The 16,659-nt window shown below is 71.4% G+C and carries 16 protein-coding genes; 8 read left to right on the top strand and 8 right to left on the bottom strand.

Annotated features, from left to right (window positions below; translation table 11 throughout):
- Positions 1-23 precede the first annotated feature (23 nt).
- Together ON30_RS12905 and ON30_RS12910 are read right to left on the bottom strand one after the other, a co-directional pair.
- Entirely contained in the window at positions 24-1,352 is a 1,329-nt protein-coding gene (locus ON30_RS12905) for an NAD(P)/FAD-dependent oxidoreductase (protein WP_040706937.1), read from the bottom strand.
- A gap of 123 nt (positions 1,353-1,475) precedes the next feature.
- On the bottom strand, positions 1,476-1,940 hold the full coding sequence (locus ON30_RS12910; protein ID WP_040706939.1) for an SRPBCC family protein: 465 nt from the start codon (positions 1,938-1,940) through the stop codon (positions 1,476-1,478).
- Between the two features lie 187 nt (positions 1,941-2,127).
- On the opposite strand from ON30_RS12910, the gene ON30_RS12915 reads away from it, so the two are divergent.
- A complete protein-coding gene (locus ON30_RS12915) occupies positions 2,128-3,093 on the top strand; it encodes a TIGR03557 family F420-dependent LLM class oxidoreductase (protein WP_040706941.1) in 966 nt (321 codons plus the stop codon).
- Here ON30_RS12915 and ON30_RS12920 read toward each other — a convergent pair.
- Entirely contained in the window at positions 3,080-3,745 is a 666-nt protein-coding gene (locus tag ON30_RS12920; protein ID WP_040706943.1) for a hypothetical protein, read from the bottom strand. The genes ON30_RS12915 and ON30_RS12920 overlap by 14 nt on opposite strands.
- Before the next feature lie 18 nt (positions 3,746-3,763).
- Here ON30_RS12920 and ON30_RS12925 point away from each other — a divergent pair, with 18 nt between their 5' ends.
- Complete coding sequence (locus ON30_RS12925) at positions 3,764-3,997, top strand: hypothetical protein (protein WP_040706944.1); 234 nt, start codon at positions 3,764-3,766, stop codon at positions 3,995-3,997.
- 34 nt (positions 3,998-4,031) lie between these two features.
- Here the strand turns inward: ON30_RS12925 and ON30_RS12930 are convergent, their stop codons facing one another.
- Together ON30_RS12930 and ON30_RS12935 are read right to left on the bottom strand one after the other, a co-directional pair.
- On the bottom strand, positions 4,032-4,376 hold the full coding sequence (locus ON30_RS12930; RefSeq protein WP_157183713.1) for an efflux permease Rv1217c-related protein: 345 nt from the start codon (positions 4,374-4,376) through the stop codon (positions 4,032-4,034).
- Between the two features lie 267 nt (positions 4,377-4,643).
- Positions 4,644-5,291, bottom strand: coding sequence for a DUF6328 family protein (locus tag ON30_RS12935; protein WP_245554021.1), 648 nt, complete (start codon positions 5,289-5,291; stop codon positions 4,644-4,646).
- Positions 5,292-5,455: 164 nt separating this feature from the next.
- On the opposite strand from ON30_RS12935, the gene ON30_RS12940 reads away from it, so the two are divergent.
- Genes ON30_RS12940 through ON30_RS12955 form a run of 4 tightly spaced genes read left to right on the top strand, consistent with a single transcriptional unit; the run spans position 5,456 to position 9,469 of the window.
- Positions 5,456-7,255 carry a thiamine pyrophosphate-requiring protein gene (locus ON30_RS12940; RefSeq protein WP_040706946.1) on the top strand — a complete coding sequence of 600 codons (1,800 nt, stop codon included), beginning with the start codon at positions 5,456-5,458 and terminating at the stop codon, positions 7,253-7,255.
- Between the two features lie 5 nt (positions 7,256-7,260).
- Positions 7,261-7,500 (top strand): DUF6480 family protein, encoded by a 240-nt coding sequence (locus ON30_RS12945; protein WP_040707086.1) that lies wholly within the window; start codon positions 7,261-7,263, stop codon positions 7,498-7,500.
- A gap of 17 nt (positions 7,501-7,517) precedes the next feature.
- Positions 7,518-8,990, top strand: coding sequence for an aminotransferase class I/II-fold pyridoxal phosphate-dependent enzyme (locus ON30_RS12950; RefSeq protein ID WP_040706947.1), 1,473 nt, complete (start codon positions 7,518-7,520; stop codon positions 8,988-8,990).
- Positions 8,991-9,022: 32 nt separating this feature from the next.
- On the top strand, positions 9,023-9,469 hold the full coding sequence (locus ON30_RS12955; protein WP_083911362.1) for a DoxX family protein: 447 nt from the start codon (positions 9,023-9,025) through the stop codon (positions 9,467-9,469).
- 76 nt (positions 9,470-9,545) lie between these two features.
- Here ON30_RS12955 and ON30_RS12960 read toward each other — a convergent pair whose 3' ends face one another.
- From ON30_RS12960 to ON30_RS12970, 3 genes are read right to left on the bottom strand one after another with little or no spacing between them, the layout of a single operon-like run.
- A complete protein-coding gene (locus ON30_RS12960; protein WP_040706948.1) occupies positions 9,546-9,758 on the bottom strand; it encodes a CDGSH iron-sulfur domain-containing protein in 213 nt (70 codons plus the stop codon).
- Positions 9,739-10,419 carry a HemK2/MTQ2 family protein methyltransferase gene (locus tag ON30_RS12965; protein ID WP_245554022.1) on the bottom strand — a complete coding sequence of 227 codons (681 nt, stop codon included), beginning with the start codon at positions 10,417-10,419 and terminating at the stop codon, positions 9,739-9,741. Before ON30_RS12965 ends, ON30_RS12960 begins: the two co-directional genes overlap by 20 nt.
- Positions 10,412-11,413, bottom strand: a complete 1,002-nt coding sequence (locus ON30_RS12970; protein WP_040706950.1) for an iron-containing redox enzyme family protein — start codon at positions 11,411-11,413, stop codon at positions 10,412-10,414. The genes ON30_RS12965 and ON30_RS12970 overlap by 8 nt, the downstream gene beginning before the upstream one ends.
- A gap of 130 nt (positions 11,414-11,543) precedes the next feature.
- Between ON30_RS12970 and ON30_RS12975 the strand changes: the two genes are divergently transcribed.
- The gene (locus ON30_RS12975; protein ID WP_040706951.1) at positions 11,544-11,897 is read left to right on the top strand and encodes a hypothetical protein; all 354 of its coding nucleotides are present in this window, start codon (positions 11,544-11,546) and stop codon (positions 11,895-11,897) included.
- A 62-nt stretch (positions 11,898-11,959) separates the two neighbouring features.
- Positions 11,960-16,651 (top strand): cation-translocating P-type ATPase, encoded by a 4,692-nt coding sequence (locus ON30_RS12980; protein WP_051029258.1) that lies wholly within the window; start codon positions 11,960-11,962, stop codon positions 16,649-16,651.
- The last annotated feature ends 8 nt before the right edge of the window (positions 16,652-16,659 follow it).

Below are 16,659 nucleotides of genomic sequence, written 5' to 3' on the forward strand. Positions count from 1 at the left end.
TCGCGGCCGAGCAGGCGAACGCCTCAGGAGGAGGCCGGTTCCGGGATGCCTTCGCTGTCCCGGAAACCGGCCTCTTCGGCGCTGACCAGGCCGAGGCGGGTCAGTGGCCGCGGGGTGACGGCGGTGGTGAGGTAACTGAGGGTGACCGCCCAGCGGTTGACCCCGCGCGGCAGAGCGTAGGTGTGGTAGAAGCGCGTGACGGCTTTGGCGGGCCAGCCGGAGAGCTGTTTGCCGAGGGGATTGGCGACCGCGAATCCGGGGCCGAGGTCGACCACGAGGCCGAGGTCGCGGTGCCGGTAGGGGACGGCGACGCCTTCGCCGAGGCTCGCCGCGACATTGCGGGCCAGCACCTTGCCCTGGCGTCCGGCGTGCTGGGCGGTCGGCGGGGTGATCTGCCCTTCGCCCTTGACCAGGTCGGGGACGGCGGCCGCGTCGCCCGCCGCGAAGATGTCGGGGTGATCGGGCACGCGCAGGTGCGCGTCGACCACCAGGCGGCCGCGTTCCAGCGGCAGTCCGAGACTCTCCAACAGCGGCGCGCCGGTGACGCCGGTGACCCAGGCGACGGTGCGGGTCGGCACGACGGTGTCGTCGGTGAGCACCACGTGGTCGTCGGCGACCGATTTCAGCGTGGTCTCCAACCGGATCTCGACCCCGCGTGCGCGCAGCACCTCGAGCACCCGGTCGCCGAGTTTCGCGCCCACTTCGGGCATCACCTGTTTCGCGGTGTCCAACAGCAGGAAGCGGATCTCCTCGCGGGGGAGGTCGCGGCGGGCGGCGTAGGTGTCGGCGAGCGCGCGCAACTGCGCGATCAGTTCGGTGCCCGCGTAGGAGGCGCCGACCACGACGACGGTGCGCCGCGCGCGCCGCACCTGTTCGTCGGTTTCGTCGTCGGCGGATTCGAGCTGGTGCAGAAGCTGTTCGCGCAGGTAGAGGGCTTCGGCGACGGTTTTCAGGCCGCGGGCGTGTTCGTGCAGGCCGGGGATGTCGAACAGGCGGGTCACCGATCCCGGGGTCAGCACGAGTCGGTCGTAGGCGAGTTCGGTGGCTTCGTGGTGTTCGCGGGTGACGGTGACGGTGCGCGCCTCGGTGTCGACGGATTCGACGGCGCCGACGACCAGTTTCACCGCGGGCAGTGCGTCGGCCAGGGAGATCGTGACGAAACGGGGGTCGATCGCGCCGCCCGCCACGTCGGGCAGCAGCGGGGTGTAGAGCATGTAGTCCTGTTTGGTGATCAGGACGATCTCGATGTCGCGGCCGCGGGCGGCCATGATCTTGCAGAGTTTGCGGGCGCATTCGAAGCCGGCGAAACCTCCGCCGACGATGACCACGCGCTGTCCGGATTCGCTCGACACGCCGTTCTCCTCTCCTGGGTTCTCCCTCGCGGCGATTCCCGGGGATACGGCGGCGAAACAGCCGCCGGGAACAGAGCGACGCGGCGACCGCTGTGTGCGGTCGCCGCGTCGCGTCCTGATCGGCTATCTCGCGTCGGGGCGGGGAACGTCGCCACGCCACGCGCCGGTCTCGTGCCGCTGGTGCTCGATGTATTCCTTGAAGCGCTTCATGTCGCCGTGCACGCGGTGCTTGAGCACCCCGAGTTTGTCGGCGGCGTTCTCGACGAAACCTTCCGGGTCGACGTCCATCTGCGCGGTGACGCGGGTGTGGTCGTCGTCGAGGCGGTGGAAGGTGATGACGCCCGCGTGCTGGGGTCCGCTGTCGGATTTCCACGCGACGCGTTCGTCGGGATGCTGTTCGGTGATCGTGGCGTCGAATTCACGCGTGGCCGGACCGACGTGGATACGCCAGTGCGTGTGCGTGTCGTCGAGTTGATGCACTACCTCGACGCCCTCCATGAATTGCGGGAAGGACTCGAACTGGGTCCACTGGTTGTAGGCCGTGCGGACCGGTACGTCCACATCCACGGTGGCGGCCAATGTGCTCACGACTTACCCCTTTCGTACGACGTTTCGGGTCTGGTCCTCGGCTACCCGGTCGAGGCGGAACAAACCGGCGCGCGCCGATCCCGGGTGCGCGGATTGCCCGTGCCCCGGACGGGTAGCTCGGTGGCGGGCGTCGCCTTCGCGCAGGTGGGAGCGCCCGCACGGACCGACGACGACCGGAGGTAGGGATATGCGGATCGGATACAAATTGGCGGCCGAGGGGTACGGGCCGACCGAATTGGTCGAGCAGGCGGTGGCGGCCGAGCGCGCGGGTTTCGATTTCGTGGAGATCAGCGATCATTTCCATCCGTGGCTGGACGAACAGGGCCATTCACCGTTCGCGTGGACGGTGCTGGGGGCGATCGCCGCCCGGACCGAACGGCTGGAATTGGCGACCGGCGTCACCTGTCCGATCCTGCGTTACCACCCGGCGATCATCGCCCAGGCCGCCGCGACGCTGGGGGTGCTGTCGAACGGTCGGTTCACCTTGGGGCTCGGCGCGGGCGAGCGTCTCAACGAGCACGTCATCGGACGTGATTTCCCGCCCGTGCGCATACGGCATCGGATGTTGCGCGAGGCGCTCGAGATCATCCGACTGCTGTGGGAGGGCGGTTACCGGTCCTACGACGGTCGGTACCTGACCGTGTCGGAGGCGCGGGTGTTCGATCTGCCCGATCCGCTGCCGCCGATCGCCGTCGCGGCGGGCGGACCCGCGGCGGCGCGCCTGGCGGGCGAACTGGGCGACGGCCTGTTCGCCACCGACCCGGACGCCGACCTGGTCGCGGAATTCCGGTCGGCGGGCGGTACGGGAGCCCGCTACGCCGAGGTGGGGGTGGCGTGGGCGACCGACGAGCGCACCGCGGCCGAGGCGGTGCTCGAGACCAGTCGGTGGGCGGTCACGGGCTGGCCGGTCATGAGCGAACTGCCCAATCCCGCGAATTTCGCCGCCGCGACCACGACCGTGCGGCTCGAGGACATCTACGACAACTTCGCCTGCGGCCCGGACCCGAAGAAGTACCTGGCGGCCGCGCAACCGTATGTCGAGGCGGGGTTCGACCACCTCGTCATGCAGAACGCGGGCCCGGACCCGTTCGGCTTCCTCGACTTCTACCGCGGTGAGGTGGACGCGCCGTTGCGCGCGCTCACTCCGGGCTGATCTCCGCAGCGGGCGGGACGCGCACGGCGATCTCGCCGCCGAGGTCGTAGCCGTGCGCCAGGCGCAGGCGGTCGCCGCTCCAGAAGCGACCCGGGTCGTACCAACTGGTGTCACGGGTGGCGGGCAGCAGCCCCATCGACTGGTAGGTGGCGGCGACGATCTCCGCGCAGTAGGCGTTCTCGACGTCGCGGACCGCCGGGCGGCGCGGGCGGCGGCGCGGGACACGTACGCGGCCCTTGAACCAGCGCCCGGCCAGCGCGGCGGTGGACGGGAACGGCGTGCCGTCGAGGCGGGCGATGGTGCGCAGCACGCTGTCCTCCATCTCCCGGGTCACCGGTCGGTCCAGTTGGCGCAGCCAGGCTTGTTGGCCGTAGCGGTGGGCCCACACCAGCACCGCGTCGCGCAGGTTGTGCAGTTGCGCGCCGCGGTGGGCCGACCCTGTCCACATGTCGGTCAGCGACCGCCCGAGCTCCGCGTGCCAGATCAGCGGGGGTAGATCGTCGATCACCACCGCCATGCCGACGTGGTTCACCGGGCTGTTGGTGGTCATCCGAATCACCCGGTCGGCGGTGGAATGACCCCGGAAGAGCCAGATGTCGCCGGTGGTGGTGAGTTCGAGAGCTCGGTCGAGATCGATACCTGTGCCGCTCATGGCCGTAGCCTATGCGGTATGAGGTGGTGGAAGGCAGTGGGTTTGGCGGGTGCGGCCGGTGTGGTCGCCACGGGTGTGGTCATCGCGCGTGGTGAACGTCGCCGTCGCGCCTACACTCCGGACCAGGTCCGCGAGCAGTTGCACGCCCGGTTGGCCGAGGCGGCGCAGGACAGTGTCCCCGAGCCCGAGAATTCGGACGAGGAAGGCGTTTCCGGGGTGCGCAACCGGTTCCGCCGGGTGCTGCGCCGCTGAGCGCGGGCCGCCGGGGAGGCGGCCCGCGCGACGGTCATTCCAGATCGCGCCGGGTGAAGGCGAGCACTCCGGCCACGCCCAGCGTCACCGCGATCAGCGAGAGCACGGTCACCGCGAGGGCGTCGACCGTGGTTCCCGGCAGGTGCGGAACGTGGTCGAACACCGACAGATTCATCGCGGCGGACGGCAGATCCATCGACGGACCCAGGATGGACACCACCGCCGACCCGGCCAACAGCACCCACGGCAGCCACGACACCCGCGGCGTCAGTCCGATGACGGCCACGGTGAGTCCGCCGAACAACGCCAGCGCGGGCAACTGCCCGAGGCAGGCGGCGATCAGGCGCTCGTACCATCGCGGCCTCTTGTTGCCGTGCAACACAACGTATTACGCCGATGCTACGGTGGTGGTTCCGGATGTAAGGCCGCGTATCGCGCGCAACCGCGAATAATCGTGTTCGCGAACTGCTCGGTGATTTTCCCGGGTGTTTCGGCTACGCGAACGCAACTCCCGATCGGAAATGTTCTGGCTCGAGGTAGTTGCGAAGGTTGCATGGTTCGAACCGGTCGGTTCTCATGTAATCGCTACAAAGAGCAGTGGTCGGAAAGGCGCGGGCCCCGGAACGAAACCGACGTGTCCGCACTCTCACCGACAGTGTCGGACGACTCCGCGCTCCGAACTCGGCTCCGCGCCGTCCTGCGACGGTTCGTCGCCGTGCGCGCGCTGACGATAGGGCAGCACGACCCACGCCCCCGCGAACAACACCGTCGCCGCGATCCCGGCGACGATCGCCCCGATCGGACCCGCGACCAGATCGAACACCAACACCGCGACGCCGATCAGCGCCAATCCCAGCAGCGCCATCCCCGCCATCGCGCAGCGGTGCGCGCCGCGCACCACGACATCGAGGCGGCGGCGGTGGAACAGCATGCGATGGGTGGCTACCGGCGCGGTCAGGAAGACCGTCGCGGCGAGCGCGGTCGTCACCACGAACAGGTAGTCCACGCGCATGGGCAGGCTCAGATCGGCGAAGCGACTCTGGAACGGCAGCGTCAACAGGAAACCGGTCAGCACCTGGACGCCGGTCTGCACCACGCGCAGTTCCTGGACGAGTCCCGCGAGATTGCGGTCGAGTTGTTCGGTGCGACTCTCCCCGCGGACCCGGCGATTCCACTGCCGCGAGGTTTCCGGAGCCGACACCTCCGAGGACCCGTCGTCGCCGGGGGCGGACGCCGACCGTCGCGCGCCGTCGAACAATCGGGCGGTGCTGCCGCGAGGCGGGTCTGCGGTCATCGGGCTTCTCGAAACGCGCGAAGTCGCCCGGCGGATCCGGGCGGGCTGGAACAGCCATACCCCGGCCCGGCGGTCCCAACCATCCGCACGCGGCCCTGGTTCGCCGGCCACGGTTCGGGTAGCCGCCCCGGGTACCACTCGTGACCAGCACGGATTGGAGGGGCATGACGCATCTCGTCGCCGATCATGTCGTCGCACGACTACGCGAATGGGGAGTACAGCAGGTCTTCGGCTATCCGGGGGACGGCATCAACGGCCTGATCGCCGCCTTCGGGCGCGCGCACGACGAACCGATCTTCGTCCAGGCGCGGCACGAGGAGATGGCCGCCTTCGAAGCGACGGGCTACGCCAAATTCAGCGGGGAGGTCGGCGTGTGCGTCGCCACCTCCGGGCCCGGAGCCATCCACCTGCTCAACGGCCTCTACGACGCCAAAGCCGACCACGTGCCGGTGGTCGCGCTCATCGGGCAGACGGCGCGCAGCGCCATGGGCGGCAACTACCAGCAGGAGGTCGACCTCCAGAGCCTGTTCAAGGATGTCGCCTCGGAATACCTGGTGGAGGTCAACGTCGCCGCCCAACTGCCCAACGCGCTGGACCGGGCGATGCGCATCGCCAGGGCCCGGCGCGCGCCGACCGCGGTCATCCTGCCCGCCGACGTCCAGGAACAGACCTACGAACCACCCGCGCACGAGTTCAAACAGGTGCCGTCGAGTCCGCCGGACCGATGGCACAGCAGCCTGAGCCCCGAACCGGCGGATCTGCGCCGCGCCGCCGAGGTCATCGAGGCGGGCGCGAAGGTCGCGATCCTGGTCGGCCAAGGCGCGCGCGGCGCGGCGGCCGAAGTGATCGAACTCGCCGAACTCACCGGGGCCGGCGTGGCCAAGGCCCTGCTCGGCAAAGACGTGCTGCCCGACGACCTCCCGTTCGTCACCGGATCGATCGGCCTGCTCGGCACCCGACCCAGCTACGAGTTGATGCGCGACTGCGACACCTTGGTCATCGTCGGCTCCAATTTCCCGTACTCGCAATTCCTTCCGGAGTTCGGCGCGGCGCGCGCGGTGCAGATCGACCTCGGCCCGACGATGATCGGCATGCGCTACCCGAGCGAGGTCAACCTCGTCGGTGACGCGCGCACCACCCTGGGCCTGCTGATCCCGCTGCTGACCCGCAAGACCGACCGCGACTGGCAGGACACCGTGCGCCGCAACGTCACCCGCTGGTGGGAGACGGTCGAACGGCAGTCGATGCTGGCGGCGAAACCGGTCAACCCGATGCGGGTGGTGTGGGAGCTGTCCCGGCGCCTGCCGTCCGACGCGGTGGTGACCGCCGACTCCGGTTCCTCGACCAACTGGTACGCGCGCTGTCTGCGGATGCCGGAAGGCGCGCGGGGCTCGCTGTCGGGCACGCTGGCCACGATGGGCGCGGCGGTGCCCTACGCCATCGGCGCGAAATTCGCCCACCCCGACCGGCTCGCGATCGCCTTGGTCGGCGACGGCGCGATGCAGATGAACGGCATGGCCGAACTGCTGACCGTGGCCCGCTACCGGGAGCGCTGGTACGACCGTCGGCTGATCGTGTGCGTCTTCCACAACAACGACCTCAACCAGGTCACCTGGGAGTTGCGCGCGATGGGCGGCGCGCCGAAATTCGAGCCCTCGCAGTCGCTTCCGGACGTCTCCTACGCCGAGATCGCCCGTTCCTGCGGACTCGAGGCCGTGACGGTCACCGACCCGGACGAACTGGGCCCGGCCTGGGAACGCGCGCTGGCCGCCGAGGAACCGTTCCTGCTCGACGTGCACTGCGACCCCGAGGTCCCGCCGATCCCGCCGCACGCGGACTGGGACCAGATGAAAGCCACCGCGGAGGCGGTGCTGCGCGGCGACCCGAACGGATGGCACCTGGTGGCGCAGGGAGCCAAGACCAAAGCACAGGAACTGATCACCGCCACCACACGGAAGAGGTGAGCATCATGACCGAACCGGCGATGGACCCCGATCCCGAGCGCACGCCCGACCTGGAACGCGGCGGCGGCGTCGCGCCCGGTTCGACCCCGCCCGACACCCCGCAGACCAGCGGCCTGTCCGCCCCGGAACCACGTACCCGCAACCGGTTCCCGCCGACCGGCGTGCTGGCCATCGTGCTCGGCGCGATCCTGGTCGCGGTCTTCGCCGCCGTCGCGATCGGACTGATCGTCACCCTCATCGCCTGACCCGAAAGGACACGTGCATGGACCATGCGCGCACGCCGTTGCTGACGGCGCTGGCCGACTACCGCCGCGCGAACCGCTACGGATTCACCCCGCCCGGCCACCGTCAGGGCCGCGGCGCCGACGAGCGGGTCCTCCATGTCATCGGGCGCGACGCGTTCGCCGCCGACGTGCTGGCCGCGGGCGGACTCGACGACCGGCTGACCCGGGGCGGTCATCTCGCCGAGGCCGAGGCGCTGATGGCCGACGCGGTCGGGGCCGAGACGGCGTTCTTCTCCACCTGCGGCAGTTCCCTGTCGGTGAAGGCGGCGATGATGGCCGTGGCGGGCGGTGACGACGGCGGCCTGTTGGTGGCGCGCGACAGCCACAAGTCCATCGTCGCCGGGCTGATCTTCTCCGGTGTGCGCCCGCGCTGGATCACCCCGCGTTGGGACGAGAAACACCACCTGTCGCACCCGCCCTCGCCCGAGCAGGTCCGCCGGGCCTGGGCGGAGCACCCCGACGCGGCGGGCGCGTTGATCGTCTCGCCGAGCCCGTACGGCACCTGCGCCGACATCGGCGCGATCGCGCGGATCTGCCACGAACGCGGCAAACCGCTCATCGTCGACGAAGCGTGGGGCGCGCACCTGCCGTTCCACCCCGCCTTGCCGACCTGGGCGATGGACGCGGGCGCGGACGTGTGCGTGGTCAGCGTGCACAAGATGGGCGCGGGTTTCGAGCAGGGTTCGGTGTTCCATCGGCAAGGCGACCTGGTCGACCCCGACCGGTTGAGCGCGTGCGCCGACCTGCTGATGACCACCAGCCCCAACGTCCTGATCTACGCGGCGCTGGACGGGTGGCGGCGGCAGATGGTCGAGCGGGGACACGACCTGCTCGGCGCCGCGCTCGACCGCGCCGACCGGGCCCGCGCGCGACTCGACGCCGTCGACGGCGTCCGGGTGCTCGAGGACGAACTGCTGGGGGTCGAGGCCTCGCACGATCTGGACCGGTTGCAGGTTCTCATGGACGTCTCCGACACCGGCGCGAAAGGCTACGACGCCGCGGACTGGTTGCGCGAGCACCGCCGCCTCGACATCGGCATGAGCGATCACCGCCGGGTCCTGGCGACGCTGTCGTTCGCCGACACCGACCGGACCGTGGACGCCCTGGTCGAGGCGATGACCGCGTGGGCGGCGACCACGGACGGGTCGGCCACAGAGCCGATCGTGCTGCCCGGCCCGGGTGATCTGCAACTGGAGACGGTCATGCTGCCGCGCGACGCCTTCTTCGGTCCGGTCGAGACCGTCGACGTGCGCGAGGCCGCGGGACGGATCGTCGCCGAACAGTTGACGCCCTACCCGCCGGGCATTCCGGTGGCCGTGCCGGGGGAGCGTTTGGACGCCGGAGTGTTGGACTATCTCGTCAGCGGCGTCGAAGGGGGCATGAACGTCCCGGACGCCGCGGATTCCGCCCTTCGCACCGTCCGGGTCGTCGCCCGGGACGCCGAACAGTGACCGATTCCCGAAACAGGAACGAGGACAACGACATGCCCGAGACCACCCCGATCGTGCCCGAGACCGTCGCGCCCGTGGCCGTGACCCCGCCGACCTCCGCGCCCCGCAATGCCGCTCGACTGCTGTTGGCGGGCGGCATGATCTTCGCCGGCTTCAGCCACCTGTTCTGGGCCCGGCGCGACTTCCAGGCACAGGTTCCCGACTGGGTGCCGCTGGACAAGGACGCGGTGGTGCTGGCCTCCGGCGGAGTGGAGATCGCCCTCGGCGCGAATCTCGCCCTGGCGAACCGGGATCGGGCGCGCGTCGGGCGCACGCTCGCCCTGTTCTTCGCCGCCGTCTTCCCCGGCAACCTCGCCCAGTACCTCGGCAAGCGGGACGCGTTCGGACTCGACACCGACCGCAAACGCCTGGTGCGCCTGTTCTTCCAACCGGCGCTGATCGGTCTGGCGCTGTGGTCGACGGGATCGCCCCGGCGCTGAGTCGGCGTCGGGTGGTGACCGGCACGGGTCGGGTTCGGCTTGGGCATGGCATCGGCTGCCGCGGCCATCCCAATGGCTAGTCCTCCGGTGCGGTGCGACGCCGCTTGCGGTGGCTGGTGTCGCACAGCGGGTAGTCGGCCGAACGGCGGCACAGGCACAGCGCCACGGTGAACCGGTCGCAGCGGAGGGTGCGGCCGTCGGCGGTGACCACCTCGAGCGGCCCCTCCACCAAGGCGGGGCCGTCCGCGGTGAAGGTCACCCGGCGGGGTTCACGCGCCGAGGCGGTCACCGCGGATCACCACCAGGTCTTCGGTGCGCGCGTCGGCGCCGATGTCGCCGCGCGCGGCCAGCCACGGCGCGCGCCTGCGCATGACGGGGCCGAACGGGATGGTCTCGCGGGCCACGATCGCGGCTTTGAGCCCTCGGTCGCGCAGATCGTCGAGCGTGCGTTCGGCGTCCGAGAGCGTGGACTGCACGATCAGCGCGACGCCGTTGGGGTGCAACATGTCCGGCAGCATCGCGCACAGCCGGTCGAGCAGCGCGCGCCCGTCGTGGCCGCCGTCCCACGCGCGTCCGCGTCCGCCGATCGCGCCGTCCGGGGCGGGCACGTACGGGGGATTGGCGGTGACGACGTCGAATCGCCTGTGCCGCGCCGCCTCCGCGAAATCGCCGTGCAGCACTCTGGCCGCGATGCCCGCGCGTGCGCAGTTCCACCGCGCCGTCAGCGCGGCGCGGCGCGACAGGTCGACCGCGGTCACCTTCGCCGCGCCCGCCTCCGCCAGCGCGAGCGCCACCGCGCCCGTGCCGGTGAAGACGTCCAGCCCCGAAACCCCGTGGCGCAGACCGGCTTCGCGCAGGGTGCGCGACAGCAGCCAGGTATCGGCCTGCGGCCGGTACACCCCGGGGAGTCGCAGCAACGCGCGCTTCCCGGACTCGGTCATCTCATCCATCGAGCGCTCCCTCTGTCAGCAGTGAACCGCGTCCGGCCCGCCACGCCCCGAGGACGTGGTCGGCGAAACGCTCCTCGAGCAGGTCGGTGACCTGGATTCCGAAGACGAGCGCGGCCCGTTGCTCGGGCTCGCGGGCGAGCAGATCGCCGATGACCTCGCGGCGCATGATCTGCTCGTGCACCGCGTCGGCCTCGACGTGTTCGCGATAGAAGGCCGCGCAGGCGGGATCGGCGTCGAATCGCCGCAACGCCTGCACCATTCGCGCCGATCCGGGCGGCGAGGTGATCTCCACGCTCGCGAAATGACCGACCAGCGCGCCCCGGTGCGCGCGGTGCAGTCCGAACATCGACATCATGTTGACCAGTGCCAGCATCGGGGTCGGCACCACGTCGAGGTAGCGCAGGTAGGTCGGGTCAAGGCCGGCGCCCGCGAGCAGGTCGGCGTAGAGACGCGCGTGCACCCGTTCGCCGCGGCCGCCGCCGAATTCATCGAATTCGACCGCGACCAGCGCGGCCTTGGCCTGCCCGGTCAGGCGTGGGATCACCCACACGTAGGGATCGGCCTCCTTGTGGTGATAGATCGACCGGTGCACGAAGTACTCCCGGATCTGCTCCCACCGGCCCTCGTCGCGCAGATACACGCTCGGCCCGGACGGTTCGGCGGGCGTGCTCGTCAACTGGTCGAGTTCGGCGTCCAGATCGTCGCCGCCGGGCGCCGCCTCGCGCAACGCGGCCAGATAGCGGCGCTCGAGGTCGCCTCGCAGCGCCAACAGCGCCGGGTCCCATTCCCACGTCTCGTCCACGTCCGCGAAACCGCGATAGTGCAGCTCGTAACAGGTGTGCAGGGTCAGATGCAGGTCCGCGCCGAACGGGTCGGGGTCGCCCGCGGACGGCACGGGTGTCCCCGGCTCCGCGCGCAGCGCCTCGCACACCCGCGCGGACAGCTCACCCCGTGGTGTGGGCAGGGCTGGGGCCAGAGCCGAAACGGCGGTCATACGGTCCTCCTGGGCACGTTCGGTGATGTCGATCTTCTACCCGCGCACCGGGTGCTCAATCAGCGCGCGCCGCCGCCCCGAAGCCGGGCGGACGGTTTGACCTGGACAACTCTGGGCAAACGAACGATATATGGATTACGGAGAGGAGAAGATCATGTCGCGCAGCACTTCCGTTCGCGTCTTCCTGCTCTCCATCGCCACTTTCTCCCTGGTAGTAGCCGGTGGCGGGGTCGCGGCCGCGGTGCCGGTCCGCACGCCCGACACCCAGGAGGAAGGCGTCATCGCGGTGGGCGGCAATCCGGAATCGGAATACTGGAACTGTTTGCTGGTGGGGTCCGCGCTGGAGGCAGGCCCCCGGATCGACACGGCTACCACCGGTGAGAGCCGAGGCGGGTTCGCCCCCGGCAGCACCGTCGGCGCGCTGTGCACGGGCTCCGGGCTCGCCACCGCCACCGGTGTGACGTCACTGGACGACGCCGACTGACCCCGTCCGTGCCGTCCGCCCGTGTCCAGTTTGTCCGGGCCGGACCCGGGTAGGAGGGCACTATGGGTTTTTCGCCGCGTGCGCTCGCCTCGTCCTGGTGGTTCGAGGCGCCGACCGATCTCGCCACCGAATTCGTCCGCGCCGGAGCGGATCTCGCGACCGATGTGACCTCGGCGGTGGTGCGTGTCCCGCGCCGCGCGGTCGAGGCCGGTGCGCGGGCGGGCGCGTCGCTCGCCGAGATCGGCCGCGACATCGACTTCGGCCGCGACCTCACCGCGCTCGTCGACCCGCACGCGCGCCGCAGCCAACGCCGGGTCGCCGTCCACCGGGATCGCGCGACGGTCGAAGTGCGCGGCCTGTCCACCGACCGCGCCGAATCGGTCATCGAGGCGCTCTCGGATCGGCTCGACGACGACGAAGGCGTGCGCTGGTGGCGGGTCAACGCCGTCACCGGTCACGTCGTGGCCGCCTTGGCCGAAGGCGCGCAGGGGCTGCCGGACCTGGTCGCCGCCGTCGAATCGGTCGAATCCGACGCGAACGTGGACGACCTGGACTGGAGTCGCGCCGTCGAACATCCCGACGACCGGGAACCGGTGCTGGCGGCCGGAATCCAGGTCGCGGGCGATCTGTGCGCGATCGGTCTTGCCGGTGTCGCCGCGCTGCTGCCGTTGCGCGGTCCCGCTCGCACGCTGCGCGCCGCCGCGGCCTTCGCCGACACCCAACCGCGCGTGCGCGGCGTCCTGGAGCAGAGTCTCGGGCGTCCCCGCACCGATGTCCTGCTCACCACCGCCAACGCCTTGGGCAACGCGCTGGGCAACCGCGCCTCCCAGGGCATCGCCAACCTGGTGGTCGACACCGTCCAGCGCGGTTTCACCTTCTCCGAGGTCCTGACCCGCTACGCCCTGTGGCAGCGCTGGGAAGCCGAACTCGGCGGGGCGGCCTTCGAGGTCGGTCAACCGCTTCCGCACCGCCCGCGCGTCGTCCCGATGCCCGCCGGGCCGGTCGAACAGGTCGCCGACGAAGTCGCCGCCGGCTCGGTGGCGGGTGCGTTGGCCACCGTCCTGGGCCGCCGCGGTCTCGTGGACACCACCGAAGCCCTCGAACTCGGCGCGCCCAAGGCCGCCCGCGCGTGTCGCGAGGCGTACGGCGCGACCGTCGCCATGACGATGTCGCGCGCGGGCGTGCTCACCCTGCACCCCGGGGTGTGGCGACGCCTGGACCGCCTCACGGCGCTGGTGGTGGACGGCGACGCGCTGCTGACCGACCGCCGCGTCGTCCTGGACGCCGAAGGCCGCGACCACGAGAGCGCGGGCCCGCACCGTGACCGCGGTGCGGCCGATTCGGCCGAGGCCGACGGTCGCCGGGTGACCGGCGCCGCGCGCGACACCGAGGAGGGCGACGCGGGATCGGGACGCACGGCGGAGTGGACGCGCGCGAGAGTGTGGAGCGCCGCGCAGCGGTTGCTGTGGCGCGAGAACGCCGAGGACGAGGACGATCGCGGGCTGACCCTGGTGCGCGGCGGGTCCGGCAAGCCCGACGCCGGGGCGACGGCCAAGCCCGCGTGGCGGGAGTTGCGCGACCACGGCGAACCGGTGGGCAAGGTGCTGGTCGGCCGTGAACTGGACCCCCGCGCGCACGCGCTGCTCGAACTCGCGCGCGCGGCCGAGTTGCGGACGGTGCTGGCGGGCGGCGCGGATGTGGCCGAATTGCGGTCGCTGTCCGACGAATTCGTAGATCGGTCGCGGTCGCTGAGCAAGCTGGTGCGGTCGATGCAGCGCGACGGTCACGTGGTGGCGGTGTTGAGTCCGCGCGCCCACAAGGCGATGGCCGCCGCCGACGTCGCGATCGGTCTGGCCCGCCGCAAGGACGACCGGACGTGGCGGATCCCGTGGGCGGCGGACGTGGTGTGCCGCGACAGCGCGCACGCGCACCGCGTGCTGGCCGCCGTCGGCCCGGCGCGCGAGGTCAGTCGCCGTGGGCGCGCGCTGGCGCTGTCCGCGGCGAGCCTCGGCGGTCTGCTGCTGGCGGTGGCCTCCGAACGCACCAGGATGGTCTCGCCGGTCACCGCCGCCCACTACACCGCCCTGATGAGCGGCGCGTACAGCGGGTGGCGCGCGGTGCGCGAGGAGCCCGCGACCGGTCTGGCCCCCATGCTGCCCTGGCACGCCCTCGACGGCGACGAAGTGCTCGACCGTCTGCCCGATCCCGGCCCGTTCGAGGAACGCGCGGAACCCGAACGCCGACCGGAGCGGCCCGTGCTCACCTCCGCGGTCTCGTTCCTGCGGCACCTGCGCGGTGAACTCGCCGATCCGCTCACCCCGATCCTGGGCGTCGGCGCGGTCGCGACCGCGATCCTCGGCTCGCCTTCGGACGCGGTGCTGCTGTCCTCGGTGCTCGCCGTGAACGCCGTCGTCTCCGCTCAGCAGCGCAGGCGCGCCGAACAGGCCCTGCACCGCCTGCTCGAGGGCGAACAGGTCCTCGGCAGGCTGCTCGACCGCGACGCGCGGGATCTCGATCGGCACCGGGAAGTGCCCGCGGACCGACTCGCCCTCGGTGATCTGATCGCGGTGCGCCCCGGCGACGTGGTTCCCGCCGACGCCCGTCTGCTGCGGGTCGACGATCTCGAGGTCGACGAATCCGGTCTCACCGGCGAATCGGTGACCGTCGAGAAGGACATCGCCGCCACGCCCGGCGCGGTCGTGGGCGACCGGGCCTGCATGATCTTCGAGGGCAGCACCGTGGTCAACGGGACGGCGCTGGCCGTGGTCGTCGCCGTCGGCGAGGCCACCCAGGCGGGTCGCGCGGCCTCGGGGGCCATCCCGCCCGAGAAAGGCGGCGTGCAGGCGCAGTTGCGGCAGCTCACCGACCGCGCGCTGCCGTTGACCCTCGGCGGTGGCGCGCTGGTGACCGCGTTGGGCGTGGTGCGCGGCCGGTTCCTGCGCGAGGCGATCGCCGACGGCGTCGCGGTGGCGGTGTCGGCGGTGCCCGAGGGGCTGCCGCTGGTCGCCACCGTCGCCCAGTTGGCCGCCGCGCGCAGGCTCTCGCGCCACGGTGTGCTGGTGCGCGCCAGTCGCACCGTGGAGGCGCTGGGCCGCGTCGACACGCTGTGCTTCGACAAGACCGGCACCCTCACCGAGGGCAAGTTGCGGCTGACCACGCTGGCGGACCCGCACGAGCAGTGGGCCCCCGACGCCGACTCCGAGGACGCGCACCGCCTGCTGCGCGCCGCCGTGCGCGCCTGCCCCGATCCGGCCGACGGCCCGATCGCGCACGCCACCGACCGCGCGATCCTGGACGCGGCCGCCGAGGTCCTGGGCGAGGACGCCCGTCGGTGGGATTCGATCGAGGAGATCCCGTTCGAGTCCAATCGCGGCTACGCCGCCGCGCTCGGTCACACCACCGACAAGCTGCGATTGATCGTCAAAGGCGCGCCGGAGATCGTGCTGCGCCGCTGCACCCGGGTGCGCGAACGCGACGGCGGCAGTACGGAATTGGACGCGGCCACCCGCGAGCGCGTCGAACGCGCCGTCCACGATCTGGCCGAGCAGGGTCTGCGGGTCCTGGTCGTCGCGCGCCGTGACCTGCGCTCCGAACCCGACGACGTCGAGGGCATGGTCGGCGAGCTGACCGTCCTCGGTTTCCTCGGCCTGGCCGACACGCCGCGTCCGCAGACGGTGCCGCTGGTGCGAGCGTTGCGGAGCAACGACATCAGCGTCCGCATGATCACCGGCGACCACCCCGTGACGGCCGCCGCCGTGGCCAGGCAACTCGGCATCGACGACGCGCGGGTGACCACGGGGGCCGACCTGGACGGCCTGGACGACACCGCACAACTCGCGCTGATCGAACGCAGCAGCGTATTCGCCCGCGTCGATCCCGAACAGAAGGTCCGCATCGTCTCGGCGCTGCGCCGTTCGGGTCACGTCGTCGGCATGACCGGCGACGGCAGCAACGACGCCGCCGCGATCCGCTCCGCCGATATCGGCATCGGGTTGGCCGCGCACGGGTCCGCCGCCGCCCGCAACGCCGCGGACCTGGTGCTGACCCGGCCCGATCCGCTGGCGCTGCTGCACGCGCTGGTGGAGGGTCGCGGCATGTGGCAGCGGGTCACCGACGCGGTCGGCGTCCTGGTGGGCGGCAACGCGGGCGAGGTCGCCTTCACGCTCTACGGGACGGCGCTCAGCGGGGAGGCCCCGCTGGGCACTCGACAGTTCCTGCTGGTCAACATGCTCACCGACATGTTCCCCGCGATGGCGCTGGCGCTGTCGCCGGATCGTGACGCCCTCCCGCCCGACGAGGACGACCCCGAGGTACTGGCCCGCCACGCCTCCGAGCGTCTGGCGCAGTCGCGTCCCGCCGAACTCGGCGAGGAGTTGGTCCGCACGCTGGCGGTGCGCGGGATCGCGACCGCCTCGGGCGCGTCGGCGGCCTGGACCATCGGCCGCTACACCGGCACGCGGCAGCGCGCGGCGACCATCGGCTTGGTGGCCCTGGTCGGCGCGCAACTGGGGCAGACCCTGGTCTCCGGGTACCGCAGTCCGCTGGTGTGGGGGACCACACTCGCCAGCGGCGCGGTCCTCGGCGCGATCGTCATGACCCCTGGACTGTGCACCTACTTCGGCTGTCGGCCGATGGGACCGGTCGGCTGGACCACCGCGCTGACCTGCGCGGGGACCGCCACTGCGGCGGCGACGGTACTGCCGAGAGCGCTGCCCGCCGCGGTCCTGCCGCGCCTCGCGCCGCAGGAGCGGTGAGCTCCCGC

The sequence above is a fragment of the Nocardia takedensis NBRC 100417 genome (assembly GCF_000308695.1).
GTDB classification, from domain to species: Bacteria; Actinomycetota; Actinomycetes; order Mycobacteriales; family Mycobacteriaceae; genus Nocardia; species Nocardia takedensis.